The sequence below is a fragment of the Micromonospora sp. NPDC049081 genome, assembly GCF_040648835.1.
In the GTDB taxonomy this organism is placed as follows: Bacteria; Actinomycetota; Actinomycetes; order Mycobacteriales; family Micromonosporaceae; genus Micromonospora; species Micromonospora antibiotica.
In genome coordinates this window covers 498,853-511,761 of the sequence record NZ_JBEZEK010000001.1, presented here as the reverse complement: position 1 = coordinate 511,761, position 12,909 = coordinate 498,853, and the positions used below count along the sequence as shown (strand labels likewise).

Sequence of the window (12,909 nt, the reverse complement as noted above, 5' to 3'; positions counted from 1 at the left end):
CGTTCAGCGTCGGGTCACCGGCCGGAGCAGGAGACCGTCGGCAGCCCGTTGGTGCCGGTGCTGCTCGCCGTGAAGCCGAACGTGGTCGTCTTCTCCGGCGCGATCGAGCCATTGTAGGCGGCGTTGGTGACGGTCACCGTCGACCCGCTGGTGCTCAGCGAGCCGTTCCAGACCTGCGAGATCACCTGGCCGTTGGGCCAGGTCCAGCTCGCCGCCCAGCCCCCGTACGTGCGGGTGCTGTGGTTCATGATGGTGACCTCACCCTGGAAGCCGCCGTTCCAGGCGCTGACCACCTTGTAGACCGCCATGCAGTCGCTGTTGCCCGGCGGCGGGGTGGTGGTCGGCGGCGGCGGGGTCGTGGTCGGCGGCGGCGGCGTGGTGGTCGGCGGCGGCGGGGTCGTGGTGGGCGGCGGGGTGGTGGTGGGCGGCGGCGTGGTCGGGTTGTTGCCGCTGCCGACGCCGGTCACCTGACCGTTGCCACCGTCGAAGGTGACGTCCGAGCAGCCGAAGAAGTTCTCCTGGCTGTCCGAGCGGACCCAGCGGGAGTAGATGATGTGCCGGCCGGACTTGCCCGACGGCAGGTTCCCGCTGAAGTAGTAGTGCCCCTCGTTGGTGCCCGACGCGCCCCGCTGGGGCGGGTTGGTCACCGTGAGGAACGGCTCCTCCAGGTCACTCCAGGCCAGCGGCCGGGTCGGGCTCCAGCTGTCCTTCGTCACATAGAAGTAGAAGGTGCCCGGGTGGTGCGCCCAGTTGCTGTACTTGAAGTCCAGCCGGGCACCGGACGTCAGGTGGGTCAGCGGCCAGTCGGTGCGGGCCAGGTCGTACCCGGCGAAACCGGTGTTGCCGCCGCTGCACAGCTTGCCGTCGGGGATGAAGCCGACGGTGCGGCCACCGGCGTCCGAGCGGAGCACGCTGAACCAGTTGTAGAGGGAGTTGGTGCCGCTCTGGGCGACGGCGGCGGAGCAGGCCGGGTTGTTCGGCCTGATCTCGCCGGTGGGGCTCAGGCCGTCCTGCCAGCACAGGTAGGTCCGGCTGCCCGGAACGATCGGCGTGCCGTGTGCGGCGGCCGGTTCGGGCTGCACCGTCAGGGCGACAGCCCCGAAGGCGAGGGTGGCGGCCGCGGTGAACAACGCGGCCGTACGGGAACGAAGCACGAGCTTCTCCTGATCCGCGGGGTGGCGCGAACGCCCGCCCCGCACAAGGTGAGGGATGCGTCGGTCGCGGCTCTGGCCGGCGGCCCGACAGGGGCCGACGGGCGCGTGCCGTCGGCGGTCCGTGCCCACGGACCGGTGCCTCTCGCGTCAGACCCCAGCTGATCGCCGAGCGGGTGCGGCAGCCCTCCGCGCCGGCCCGGCACCCCAATACCATCACGCCCGGACGAAGCACGCAATAGTCGTTGCTCGATGGGTGGGATCTGGTTGCCCGGCCGGCCCCGATCGGCATGGACCGTTGTGCCAGCCTGGTAGCCGACGACGACGCGCTGGGAGGCGACGTGGGGTACGCGGTGGTGCTCGGTGAGGCGCTGATCGACCTGTTGGACGCCGAGTCCGAGGGGCAGCCGGTGTTCCGGCAGGCGATCGGCGGCGGCCCGCTCAACGTCGCCGTCGGGGTGGCCCGGCTCGGCGGCACCGCCGAGTTCGTCGGCTCCCTCGGCGACGACGTGCTCGCCGGCCGCATCCGCGGCTTCCTGGCCGACGCCGGGGTCGGGCTGACCGGCGCGGTCACCGTGCCCGCACCCACCACGCTGGCGGTCACCACCCACACGGGGGCCGAGCCGGACTTCCGCTTCTACGGCGAACCACCGTCGTACGGCCTGCTCGCCGCCGACGACCTGGACGGGGCGCTGATCGAGGGCGCGGACGTGCTCTACTGCGGCTCGATCGTGCTGCTGCGCCCACCGACGCTCGCCGCCGCCCGGCGGGCCTGGTCGCTCGCGCCCGGGCTGCGGGTCTTCGACCCCAACGTCCGGCCCCGGCTGCTGTCCGGCCCGGCGGAACTGGCCGGCCTGCGCCAGGTGGTGGTGGAGTTCGCCGCCTCAGCGCACCTGGTGAAGCTCAGCAGCGCCGACGCCGCCCTCCTCTGGCCCGACGAGCCGGTCGAGGGGGTCGCCGCGTACCTGCGGGAGGTGGGCGCGGGCACGGTGGTGGTGACCCTCGGCGCGGACGGTGCCCTGGTCGCCGCCGGTCCCGACCCGGTCCGGGTGCCCGCGCCGAAGGTCCAGGCGGTGGACGCCACCGGCGCGGGTGACTCGGTGATGGCCGCGCTCATCGCCGAGTTGCTGGCCGACGGCGAACCGACCGAGCCGACCGGCTGGCACCGGCGGGTGGCGTTCGCCCTGCGGGTCGCCGGCCTGGTCTGCGAGTCACCCGGCGGCGCGGTCGCCATGCCCACCCGGGACGCGGTACGCCGCCGCTTCGCCGACTGAGCGCGGCGTCCCACCCGGTCACCGCAGCGACCGGGTCGACGGTCGGGCCCGGCGCGGTGGCAGTCCGTCCGGCCGCCCGCGGCGGCCGGTGACTCAGGGCGTGCCGTCGAGTTCCCGGTAGCCCCGGCGGGCGGCGACCAGGCCGGGCCGGGCACCGAACGGGGAGTCGGCGGCCACCCGCTCCGGCGGGGCGTCGCCGGTGTGCGCGGCCCGGATCAGCCAGGCCAGCTCGACCAGTTGGGCGTGCTGGGCCCGGACGAACCCCACGTCCACCGGCGTGCCGTGGCCCGGCACCACCACCGTCGCGGGCGTGCTCATCCGCAGCAGGTCGGCCACGGCGTCCGGCCACTGCAACGGGTAGGACTCCTCGAAGGCCGGCGGCCCGGACTGCTCCACCAGATCCCCGGCGACCAGCACGTCGGCATCCGGCACGTGCACCACCAGATCCCCGTCGGTGTGCCCGTGCCCCGGGTGCCGCAGCACCACCCGCCGGCCGCCGACGTCCAGCACGGTCTCGGTGTGCACGGTGTGCGTCGGGGCCAGCAGGGTCGTCCCGGCCAGCTCGGCGGCGAGCCCGGGATGCTCCGCCCGCATCTCCTCGTACGCCGCCCGGCGCAGCCGGTCCGGCCGGTCCCGCAGTGCGGCGGCGGCCACCTCGTGCGCGTACACCGGGCGGGGTGGGTCGGCGGCGAGCGTCGCGTTGCCGAAGCAGTGGTCGAAGTGGTGGTGGGTGTTGACCAGCGTCCACGGGTGCGGGGTGACGGCCCGCGCCGCGGCGGCCAGCTCGGCGGCCTGACCGGCGGTGGACAGGGTGTCCACCAGCAGCGCCGCGCCGTCGCCGACCACCAGCGTGACGTTGACGTCGAGCAGCGGTTCCCGCAGCACGTGGACCCGGTCGGCGATCTCCACGAACCGGTTCGTCATGACACCCGCGCCGCCCGCTCGACGAACCGTTGCCGGTCGACCAGCGCCCGCTCCACCCGGCCCGACGCCACCGTCGTGTCGCCGTCGGTCACCGTCACCTCGAACAGCAGCCGCCGCCCGTCGGCCTCGACCAGCCGGGCGTGGGCCACCACGGTCCGCCCGACCGGAGTGGCGGCCAGGTGTGCCAGCTCGACCCGGACCCCGACCGTGGTCCGGCCGGTGGGCATCCGGGGTGCCGTCGCGGCCACCGTGGCGGCCTCGGCGAGGGCCAGCACCCGGGGGGTGGCCAGCACCGGCACGTCACCGGAGCCGACGGCCCGCGCGGTGTCGGCGTCGGCGACGGTCAGCTCCACCCGGGCGGTCAGCCCCGGCGGGAACGGTGCGTCCGGCTGTTCCAGCATGGGGTCAGCCTAGTGGTCGGGCCCCCGCTGCCGGCCGGGACATCGGCGGCCGGCCGGGTGCTTCCGCCGCCGTCGGCGGGCTCCCGTGCCCGGTGGTCACCCGACAGGTGGTCGGCGGTGGTCGATGCGTCGCCCACCGTTAACCTTGACCGCGATGGCCGTTGTGACTGAGCCCCCGCCCCCCGTCCCGTCCGGGTCCGTCGGCGCGTCCGCCGGTGGACGCCGCCGCGTGATCGCGATGTCCGTCTGGGCCGTCGCCTTCGTGGTGACCTGGTTGGCCATCGGCCTGCCCACCGACCCGGCGTACGCCTTCCTGTGGATCTGGGCCGGCACCGTCGCCTGGAACTGGGGCCGGCCCTGGCGCAGCCACCTGCGGTTCGCCCGGGACTGGATCCCGGTGGTGCTGCTGCTCGCCTTCTACAACCTCTCCCGGGGGTTCGCCGACAACGGCCGCACCCCGCACGCCTACGAGCTGATCGTCGCCGACCGGTTGATGTTCGGCTGGGCGACCGGGGGCGAGGTGCCCACGGTCTGGCTCCAGCAGCACCTCTACCGCCCCGACGTGCGCTGGTGGGACGTGGCGGTCAGCTGGGTCTACTTCTCCCACTTCGTGGTGACGCTGGCCGCCGCCGCGGTGCTCTGGCTGCGCAGCCGGGCGCGGTGGGCGGCGTACATGCGGCGGTGGGGTTTCCTCTGCGCGGCCGGCCTGGTGACCTACTTCGTCTATCCGGCCGCTCCGCCGTGGTGGGCGGCGCAGAACGGTCTGCTCACCGAGGTCGCCCGGATCTCCACCCGGGGGTGGAAGGAGTTCGGGATGCACGGCGCGGGCAACCTGCTCAACGCCGGGCAGATCGCCTCCAACCCGGTCGCCGCGATGCCGTCGCTGCACACCGCCTGGGCGTTGTTCGTGGTGTTGTTCTTCCTGCGCTCGACCCGGCGTCGCTGGTGGCCGCTGCTGCTGGCCTACCCGCTGGCGATGACCTTCACCCTGGTCTACAGCGGGGAGCACTACGTCATCGACGTCCTGGTGGGCTGGGCGTACGTGGGGATGACGTTCCTGGTCGTCGGGCTGGCCGAGCGGGCCTGGCGGGCCCGCCAGGCCCGCCGTGCCGGCCCCACCGCCGCGGCGTCACCCGACGACGCTGCGGTCGCCGTCACCCCGGCCGGGTCCGCCCGGCGCTGATCAGCGGGCGCGGCGGGCGGCGTGGCCCCGGGCGGTCAGCTCCGCGGCGAGCGCCCACGCCTGGGCCAGGTCCCGGTCGTACGCGGCGGCACCCGACCCACCGGCGGTGTCGACGTGCACGGTCGCCAGCCGCAACCGCCGCTGCGCCGGCCCCTGCACCACCCGCACGCTCTGGATGCGGGCGTACGGCACCAGCGCCAACTGCCGGGTGAGCAGACCGGACCGGACGGCGAACACCCGCTCGTGCAGCCCCGCGCCGAGCGCCCGGGCGCTGAGCGGGCGCAGCCAGCGGGCCCGCTGCGGTGGCGGGGTCAACGGCAGCGCGTCCAGCCGCACCCCGGGCAGCACCTCGTCGACGATCATCGTGCCGACGGCCAGGTCGCCGACGGGGAGCAGCCGGTCGGGCCGGTTGCGGTCGTCGGTCTCGCCGCCGGAGTAGCCGGCGACCTCCAGCCGCAGCCGCAGCCAGCCCTTCATCCGCCAGAGCAGCGGCCAGGTCACCACGACGGTCTGCACCCGTTCCAGCGGCACGGTCTGCATCCGGGTCTCCAGCAGCCCGTTGTGGATGCGCAGCCGGTCGGATTCGCGGGCCAGGCGGAAGCTCCAGTCGTCGAGGACCCGGCGGACCGGTTGCAGCAGCACGCCGGCCATCGCGGTGAGGGTGCTGGCGACCGCGATGAACGACCAGGAGCCCTCGGACAGGAACTGCGCCACCACGAAGGCCACCCCGACCGGGAGCAGGAACGCCTGGGGGGTGAGGAGTTGGCTGACCAGCAGGTCGGTGTTGCCCACCGCGTGCAGCGGCCGGCCCGCCGGCTCCCGCTCGGTCGGCGTGGTGGCGTCCACCTCCGGGCCGCCGGGCGTCGGCGGGACCGCCCCGGTGGTCTCCTGGTCCGGGGTGCCGGCGGCCACGGCGAGCAGCCGCTGCCGCAGCCGGGCCGCGTCGGCCACCGAGAGGTACGCCAGCGGCGCCTCGGTCTTACCGCCGCCGACCACCTCCAGGCGCAGCTCGGCCAGGCCGGTGAGTTGTGCCAGCAGCGGGCGAACCACTTCCACGGCCTGTAGGCGTTCCAGCGGGATCGCCCGGGTGCGCCGCCACAGCAGGCCCTCGTGCACCCGCAGTTCCCGCCCGACGATGTGGTAACCGGTGTTGTACCAGCTGACCACCGCCAGCACGGTCGCGCCCAGGGCGAGTACCGCCACCAGCACGGCGAACCAGCCGAAGCCGACCCGGGACAGGGTCGACCAGGACAGGCCGGCGATCACCACGAACAGGGACTTCGCCCCCTGCAACACCGGGCTCAGGGGGTGCAGCCGTTGCCGGGGCGGCGCATCGGCGGCCGTCGCGCCCGGACCGGTCGGCCCCGGCTGGTCGGCATCCGGACCGGTGACGGGTCCCGCCGGCGCGGGGGACTCGGAACGGTCCGGGACGGTCGCCACCTGTGGGGCGGCGACCCCGCCCGGCATGGGCGGGCCCGACGGCACCGCTGGGCCCGACGGCACCGCTGGGCCCGACGGCACCGCTGGGCCCGACGGCACCGCTGGGCCCGACGGTGCCGCTCGGTGCGATGGTGAATGGTCGGACGGTGCCGGTGGGCCGGATGGTGAACGGTCGGACGGTGCCGGTGGGTCAGACGGTGCGGGCCTGGTGGGCGTCGGGTCGGCGGGACGGGCCGCGCCGGGGCCGGGGTGGCCGTCGGTCACAGCCCCTCCGCCCGGTCCTCACCGAGGGCGGTGAGCCGGTCGCGCAGCCGGGACGCCTCGGCCGGCCGCAGGCCGGGCACCCGGGCGTCGGTGGCCGCCGCGGCGGTGTGCAACTGCACGGTGGCCAGGTCGAAGGCGCGTTCCAGGGGGCCGGCGCTGACGTCGACGAACTGCATCCGCGAGTACGGCACGATGGACAACCGGCGGACCAGCAACCCGTGCCGGACCAGCAGGTCGTCGTCGCGTTCGGCGTACCCCCAGGCGTGTACGCCCCGGACGATCGTCACCGCCCGCCAGCCGCCGCCGAGCAGCACCACGGCGCAGCCCGCGCCGAACAGCCAGTGCCCCTGCAGCGCCCAGCCCACCGCCAGCCCGACCAGCAGCACCGCCAGGCCCAGTGCCAGGCGGAGCAGTTCGACCCAGATCAGGTCGGTCGAGATCGGCTGCCAGCGGACGGTGTCCGGCCAGGGTTCCAGGGCGCTCACCGGGGACTGGGGTGGCTCGGCAGCGTTCACGCTTCGAGGGTATGCGATGTGGGGAGCGCGGCGACCTCCCGGAGGAACCCCCGGGCGTCGAGAAAGTCGCCGAGACTGCCCCGGTGGGCCGGGCAGGCGAGCCAGGTCTTGCGCCGGTCGGGGGTGTGCAGTCGGGGATTGTTCCAGCGCAACGCCCAGCTGGCGGGCGCGCGACACCCCCGCGACGAACAGACGGGGGCCTCGTCGGCGGGGGTGGGATCGGTCACCAGGGAAGTGTAGGCACGCCTGGACCGGAGGTTTGAGCGCCGGGCGGCCACGGGGGGAGCCGCCCGGCGACGGGGTGAATCGTACACGTGGCAGACCCCTTCGTGTCCACCCTCGTTCAGCGATTCGGTGATCGGGACGGCGTGGCGGAAATCGGGTTCTCCCCACCTCGGCTCTCAGCCGGGCATGCGAGTCTTGTTACCGCACCACGCCACGACGACCGATCATGCTGTGGAGGACCGGTGGCCCAGCCGACCACGCCCGACGCCCCGACCCCGACCGGGACGGCCCCCGAGACACCTGCGGCGGTGACCACTCCCGCCCAGGACGCCACCCTGCTGGAGCGGGCGCTGTTCGAGATCAAACGGGTGATCGTCGGGCAGGACCGGATGGTGGAGCGGATGTTCGTGGCGCTCCTGGCCCGGGGGCACTGCCTGCTGGAGGGTGTGCCGGGGGTGGCCAAGACCCTCGCGGTGGAGACCCTGGCCCGGGTGGTGGGTGGGGAGTTCGCCCGGGTGCAGTTCACCCCGGACCTGGTGCCGGCCGACATCATGGGCACCCGGATCTACCGGCAGTCGAGTGAGAAGTTCGACGTCGAGCTGGGCCCGGTCTTCGTCAACTTCCTGCTCGCCGACGAGATCAACCGGGCCCCGGCCAAGGTGCAGTCGGCACTGCTGGAGGTGATGAGCGAACGGCAGGTCTCCATCGGCGGCCAGACCCACCGGGTGCCCGACCCGTTCCTGGTGATGGCCACCCAGAATCCGATCGAGCAGGAGGGTGTCTATCCGTTGCCGGAGGCGCAGCGGGACCGCTTCCTGATGAAGATCGTCGTCGGGTACCCCACCGACGCCGAGGAGCGGGAGATCGTCTACCGGATGGGGGTCGCCGCGCCCGTGCCGGCGCAGGTCTTCACCGCCGACGACCTGCTCGCCCTGCAACGCAAGGCCGACCAGGTCTTCGTGCACAACGCGTTGGTCGACTACGCCGTCCGGCTGGTGCTGGCCACCCGCAGTCCCGCCGAGCACGGGATGCCCGACGTGGCCCGGCTGATCCAGTACGGGGCCAGCCCGCGCGCCTCGCTCGGCCTGATCCGGGCCACCCGGGCGCTGGCACTGCTGCGCGGCCGGGACTACGCGTTGCCGCAGGACGTCCAGGACATCGCGCCGGACATCCTGCGCCACCGGCTGGTGCTCAGCTATGACGCGCTGGCCGACGACGTGCCCGCCGACCACGTGGTGCACCGGGTGATGTCGACCATCCCGATGCCCTCGGTGGCGCCCCGTCAGCAGGCGTCCGCGCCGCCGCCGGTCAGCGGCCCGCCGGCCGCCGGCTGGCCCGGGCAGCGCCCGTGACCGCACCGGCACGCCCGGCCGACGCCGGTGGGGAGCGCAACGAGGCGGTGCTGTCCCGGCTGCAACTGCTGGTGACCCGCAAACTCGACGGACTGCTCCAGGGCGACTACGCGGGTCTGCTGCCGGGGCCGGGCAGCGAGGCGGGGGAGTCGCGCGAGTACCGCCCCGGCGACGACGTACGCCGGATGGACTGGCCGGTGACCGCCCGGACCACCACCCCGCACGTGCGGCGTACGGTGGCCGACCGGGAGCTGGAGACGTGGCTGGCGGTGGATCTGTCGGCGAGCCTGGACTTCGGCACCGGCCGGTGGCTCAAGCGGGACGTGGTGGTCGCCGCGACGGCCGCGCTGACCCACCTGACCGTGCGCGGCGGCAACCGGATCGGCGCGGTGATCGGCACCGGGGTCCCGCCGCCGGCCCCGCCCACCCGTCGGTGGCGCTCCGCCCCACCACCGGAGCCCACCGGGCCGGGGACGCTGACCCGGGTGCCGGCCCGCTCCGGCCGGCGGGAGGCGCAGGCGTTGCTGCGCGCGGTGGCGCACACCCCGCTGCGTCCCGGGCGCGGTGACCTGGGGGCGCTGATCGACCTGCTCAACCGGCCGCCGCGCCGCCGGGGCCTGGCCGTGGTGATCTCGGACTTCCTCGCACCGCCCGCGCAGTGGGGCCGGCCGATGCGTAAGCTGCGGGTCCGGCACGACGTGCTGGCCATCGAGGTGGTCGACCCGCGCGAGCTGGAGTTGCCCGACGTGGGGGTGCTGCCGGTGGTGGACCCGGAGACCGGGGAGCTGCACGAGGTGCAGACCGCCGATCCGCGGCTGCGCCGCCGTTACGCCGAGGCGGCCGCCGCCCAGCGCGGCGCGATCGCCACCGAGCTGCGCGCCGCCGGTGCCGGGCACCTGGTGTTGCGTACCGACCGAGACTGGCTGCTGGACATGGTGCGATTCGTGGCCGCCCAGCGGCACGCCCGCACCCGGGGGACGACGCGATGATCCGTTTCATGCAACCGTGGTGGCTGCTGACGCTGGTGCCGGTGCTGGCCCTGGCCGCGGCCTACGTCTGGCGGCAGCGCCACCGCCGGGCGTACGCGATGCGGTTCACCAACGTGGACCTGCTGCGGACCCTCGCGCCGAAGGGGTTGGGGTGGCGGCGGCACGTGGCGGCGACCGTGCTGCTGCTGGCGATGGTGGCGCTGGCCACCGGGATGGCCCGGCCGGCGATCGACACCCGGGAGCCGTTGGAGCGGGCCACCGTGATGCTCGCCATCGACGTGTCGCTGTCCATGCAGGCCGACGACGTGTCGCCGAGCCGGTTGGAGGCCGCGCAGGAGGCGGCGAAGCAGTTCGTCGGTGAGTTGCCGGCCAGCTACAACCTGGGGTTGGTCTCCTTCGCCAAGGCGGCGAACGTGCTGGTGGCCCCCACCAAGGACCGGGCGGTGGTGACGGCGGCGATCGACGGGCTGACCCTGGCCGAGGCGACCGCCACCGGTGAGGCGGTCTTCACCTGCCTGGAGGCGATCCGGTCGGTACCGGCCGACGGTGCGGCCGGCATTCCGCCGGCCCGGATCGTGCTGCTCTCCGACGGGTTCCGCACCTCGGGCCGGTCGGTGGAGGAGGCCGCGGCGGCGGCGCAGGCGGCGAACGTGCCGGTGTCCACCATCGCGTTCGGCACCGACTCGGGGCAGGTCGACATCGGTGGTCAGTTGCAGCGGGTGCCGGTGGACCGGCTGGCGCTGGCCCAGCTCGCCGAGACCACCGAGGGTTACTTCTACGAGGCGGCCTCGGTGGCCGAGCTGAAGCAGGTCTACCAGGACATGGGCTCGTCGATCGGGTTCCGCACCGAGCCCCGCGAGATCACCCAGTGGTACGCGGGGACGGCGTTGCTGCTGGTGCTCTGCGCGGGCGGGCTGAGCCTGCTGTGGACGTCCCGCATGCTGTGACGCGTCCCGGATGTTGTGACGCCCGGCTGGACGTCGGGGGTGTGGTGCGGCGGTTGGCGGACGTCCCGGGGTGCGGTGACCCGGTCCGGGGTGTCCCGCCGGGGTGTGCGGGTCGGCGCGACGGCCGGTGGTGGTCAGTGACCGCCGCCGGCCAGCACGAACACGACGGCCACCCAGACGGCGGCGAGGGTGAAGCTCAGCGGGGCGACGTAGCGGCTCATGAACGGCTCCGGTGGCGACGGGGCGGTCCGCGGGGGCGGGGCGGACCGCAAAGGGTTGAACGGGGCGCACACGCGAAGTCGTGACCGGGCTGCTCCACCGGGGCGTCCCGACGCGGGACGGCACCACCGACCGGTCTGTGGCCGGGGCCGCAGACGGGAGGTGCGGGGAGCGGGAGCTGGGTCAGCTCGACCGACTGAGTCGTGGCTCAGCGGGGCTGACGGAGGGCCCGGCCACGACTGGGAGGATCGCTATCTCGCACAGCGATCACCTCCTGCGGTCGGCGGGCCCGGAAACGCGAGTCGCATTCGGCTCGCGGACGACGATGATCGTACAACGGGGACTGCGCGAACGCGTACTCGGCCGGCCGCCGGTGGCGGACCGTTAGCGGTTACCTGTCGGTAACGCCTAGGCTCCGACCGGAATGATCAGTGGAAACGAGGGGGGACAGTGGCCCGTACCGTGCTGGTGACCGGCGGCAACCGGGGAATCGGACTGGCCATCGCGCAGTCCTTCGCCAAGCAGGGCGACCGGGTGGCGGTCACCCACCGCAGCGGCGACGCGCCGGAGGGACTGTTCGGGGTCCGGTGCGACGTCACCGACTCGGCCTCCGTCGACGCCGCCTTCGCCGCGGTCGAGGCCGAGCTCGGCCCGGTCGAGGTGCTGGTCGCCAACGCCGGCATCACCGACGACACGCTGCTGATGCGGATGTCCGAGGAGCAGTTCACCGGGGTGCTCGACACCAACCTGACCGGTGCCTTCCGGTGCGCCAAGCGGGCCTCGTCCAAGATGCTCCGGGCCAAGTGGGGCCGGATGATCTTCATCTCGTCGGTGATCGGCCTCTACGGCGGCGCCGGCCAGGTCAACTACGCCGCCAGCAAGGCCGGCCTGGTGGGGGTGGCCCGCTCGATCACCCGGGAACTGGGCAGCCGCAACATCACCGCGAACGTGGTCGCCCCGGGCTTCATCGACACCGAGATGACGGCCAAGCTGCCCGAGGAGCGCCGCACCGAGTACCGCAAGGTCATCCCGGCCGGGCGGTTCGCCGCGCCGGACGAGGTCGCCGGGGTGGTCACCTGGCTCGCCTCGGACGCCGCCGGCTACATCTCCGGTGCCGTCATCCCGGTCGACGGCGGCCTCGGCATGGGTCACTGAGAACGTACGGAGGAAGCCAACACATGTCAGGACTGCTCGCCGGTAAGCGGCTGCTGGTCACCGGCGTCATCACCGACGCCTCGATCGCCTTCTCGGTGGCGAAACTCGCCCAGGACAACGGCGCCCAGGTCGTGCTCACCGGCTACGGCCGGCTCTCGCTGGTCGAGCGGATCGCCCGCCGGCTACCGCAGCCGGCACCGATCATCGAGCTGGACGTGACCAGCCCGGAGCAGCTCGCCGGCCTGGCCGACCGGGTACGCGAGCACGTCGACGGACTCGACGGGGTGGTCCACTCGATCGGCTTCGCCCCGCAGAGCTGCCTCGGTGGCGGGTTCCTCGACGCCTCCTGGGAGGACGTGGCGACCGCGCTGCACGTCTCCACGTACTCCTACAAGTCGCTGGCCATGGCGGCGCTGCCGCTGATGTCGCCGGGCGGCTCGGTGGTCGGGCTCACCTTCGACGCGACCAAGGCCTGGCCGGTCTACGACTGGATGGGCGTGGCCAAGGCCGGGTTGGAGTCCACCTCCCGCTACCTCGCCGTGCACCTGGGCAAGCAGGGCATCCGCAGCAACCTGGTCGCGGCCGGGCCGCTGCGCACCATGGCCGCGAAGTCCATCCCCGGCTTCGAGCAGTTCGAGCAGGCGTGGACCGAGCGCGCCCCGCTGGGCTGGAGCCTCACCGACCAGGAGCCGGCCGCCCGCGCCTGCCTGGCCCTGCTGTCGGACTGGTTCCCGGCCACCACCGGCGAGATCGTCCACGTCGACGGCGGCTACCACGCCGTCGGCGCCTGAACCGCCCGCAGGGGCCCCGGACCGGGGCCCCTGCGGCACGCCCGCGACCAGGGGGCGTCGTCGGGCCGTCTTCGGGCGC

At 74.0% G+C, this 12,909-nt stretch carries 14 protein-coding genes; 7 read left to right on the top strand and 7 right to left on the bottom strand.

Annotation, left to right across the window (positions count from 1 at the left end; all coding sequences use genetic code 11):
* Positions 1–14: 14 nt before the first annotated feature.
* Positions 15–1,154, bottom strand: coding sequence for a lytic polysaccharide monooxygenase (locus AB0B63_RS01755; RefSeq protein WP_357013738.1), 1,140 nt, complete (start codon positions 1,152–1,154; stop codon positions 15–17).
* Between the two features lie 338 nt (positions 1,155–1,492).
* Between AB0B63_RS01755 and AB0B63_RS01750 the strand changes: the two genes are divergently transcribed.
* Positions 1,493–2,425: a carbohydrate kinase gene (locus AB0B63_RS01750; RefSeq protein ID WP_357014379.1), complete on the top strand. Its 933-nt coding sequence runs from the start codon at positions 1,493–1,495 to the stop codon at positions 2,423–2,425.
* Between the two features lie 93 nt (positions 2,426–2,518).
* Here the strand turns inward: AB0B63_RS01750 and AB0B63_RS01745 are convergent, their stop codons facing one another.
* Complete coding sequence (locus tag AB0B63_RS01745) at positions 2,519–3,349, bottom strand: MBL fold metallo-hydrolase (RefSeq protein WP_357013736.1); 831 nt, start codon at positions 3,347–3,349, stop codon at positions 2,519–2,521.
* Positions 3,346–3,750: a hotdog domain-containing protein gene (locus tag AB0B63_RS01740; RefSeq protein WP_208570936.1), complete on the bottom strand. Its 405-nt coding sequence runs from the start codon at positions 3,748–3,750 to the stop codon at positions 3,346–3,348. Before AB0B63_RS01740 ends, AB0B63_RS01745 begins: the two co-directional genes overlap by 4 nt.
* Before the next feature lie 154 nt (positions 3,751–3,904).
* Between AB0B63_RS01740 and AB0B63_RS01735 the strand changes: the two genes are divergently transcribed.
* On the top strand, positions 3,905–4,933 hold the full coding sequence (locus AB0B63_RS01735) for a phosphatase PAP2 family protein (RefSeq protein ID WP_208570875.1): 1,029 nt from the start codon (positions 3,905–3,907) through the stop codon (positions 4,931–4,933).
* Here AB0B63_RS01735 and AB0B63_RS01730 read toward each other — a convergent pair whose 3' ends face one another.
* The 3 genes from AB0B63_RS01730 to AB0B63_RS01720 form a co-directional block, all read right to left on the bottom strand.
* A complete protein-coding gene (locus AB0B63_RS01730) occupies positions 4,934–6,247 on the bottom strand; it encodes a PH domain-containing protein (protein WP_357014377.1) in 1,314 nt (437 codons plus the stop codon). It lies immediately after the preceding gene.
* A gap of 386 nt (positions 6,248–6,633) precedes the next feature.
* A complete protein-coding gene (locus tag AB0B63_RS01725; RefSeq protein ID WP_307800004.1) occupies positions 6,634–7,152 on the bottom strand; it encodes a PH domain-containing protein in 519 nt (172 codons plus the stop codon).
* Positions 7,149–7,379: a hypothetical protein gene (locus AB0B63_RS01720; RefSeq protein ID WP_208570877.1), complete on the bottom strand. Its 231-nt coding sequence runs from the start codon at positions 7,377–7,379 to the stop codon at positions 7,149–7,151. The genes AB0B63_RS01725 and AB0B63_RS01720 overlap by 4 nt, the downstream gene beginning before the upstream one ends.
* Positions 7,380–7,619: 240 nt before the next feature.
* On the opposite strand from AB0B63_RS01720, the gene AB0B63_RS01715 reads away from it, so the two are divergent.
* From AB0B63_RS01715 to AB0B63_RS01705, 3 genes are read left to right on the top strand one after another with little or no spacing between them, the layout of a single operon-like run.
* Positions 7,620–8,729, top strand: coding sequence for a MoxR family ATPase (locus AB0B63_RS01715; RefSeq protein ID WP_357013732.1), 1,110 nt, complete (start codon positions 7,620–7,622; stop codon positions 8,727–8,729).
* Positions 8,708–9,718 carry a DUF58 domain-containing protein gene (locus tag AB0B63_RS01710; RefSeq protein ID WP_357014375.1) on the top strand — a complete coding sequence of 337 codons (1,011 nt, stop codon included), beginning with the start codon at positions 8,708–8,710 and terminating at the stop codon, positions 9,716–9,718. Before AB0B63_RS01715 ends, AB0B63_RS01710 begins: the two co-directional genes overlap by 22 nt.
* Positions 9,715–10,665: a VWA domain-containing protein gene (locus AB0B63_RS01705; RefSeq protein WP_208570879.1), complete on the top strand. Its 951-nt coding sequence runs from the start codon at positions 9,715–9,717 to the stop codon at positions 10,663–10,665. The genes AB0B63_RS01710 and AB0B63_RS01705 overlap by 4 nt, the downstream gene beginning before the upstream one ends.
* A 134-nt stretch (positions 10,666–10,799) precedes the next feature.
* Here AB0B63_RS01705 and AB0B63_RS01700 read toward each other — a convergent pair whose 3' ends face one another.
* Positions 10,800–10,958 (bottom strand): hypothetical protein, encoded by a 159-nt coding sequence (locus tag AB0B63_RS01700; RefSeq protein WP_208570893.1) that lies wholly within the window; start codon positions 10,956–10,958, stop codon positions 10,800–10,802.
* A gap of 376 nt (positions 10,959–11,334) precedes the next feature.
* On the opposite strand from AB0B63_RS01700, the gene AB0B63_RS01695 reads away from it, so the two are divergent.
* Both AB0B63_RS01695 and fabI read left to right on the top strand, forming a co-directional pair.
* Entirely contained in the window at positions 11,335–12,039 is a 705-nt protein-coding gene (locus AB0B63_RS01695; protein WP_208570880.1) for a beta-ketoacyl-ACP reductase, read from the top strand.
* A 23-nt stretch (positions 12,040–12,062) separates the two neighbouring features.
* Complete coding sequence (gene fabI / locus AB0B63_RS01690) at positions 12,063–12,830, top strand: enoyl-ACP reductase FabI (RefSeq protein WP_208570881.1); 768 nt, start codon at positions 12,063–12,065, stop codon at positions 12,828–12,830.
* Positions 12,831–12,909: the final 79 nt, after the last annotated feature.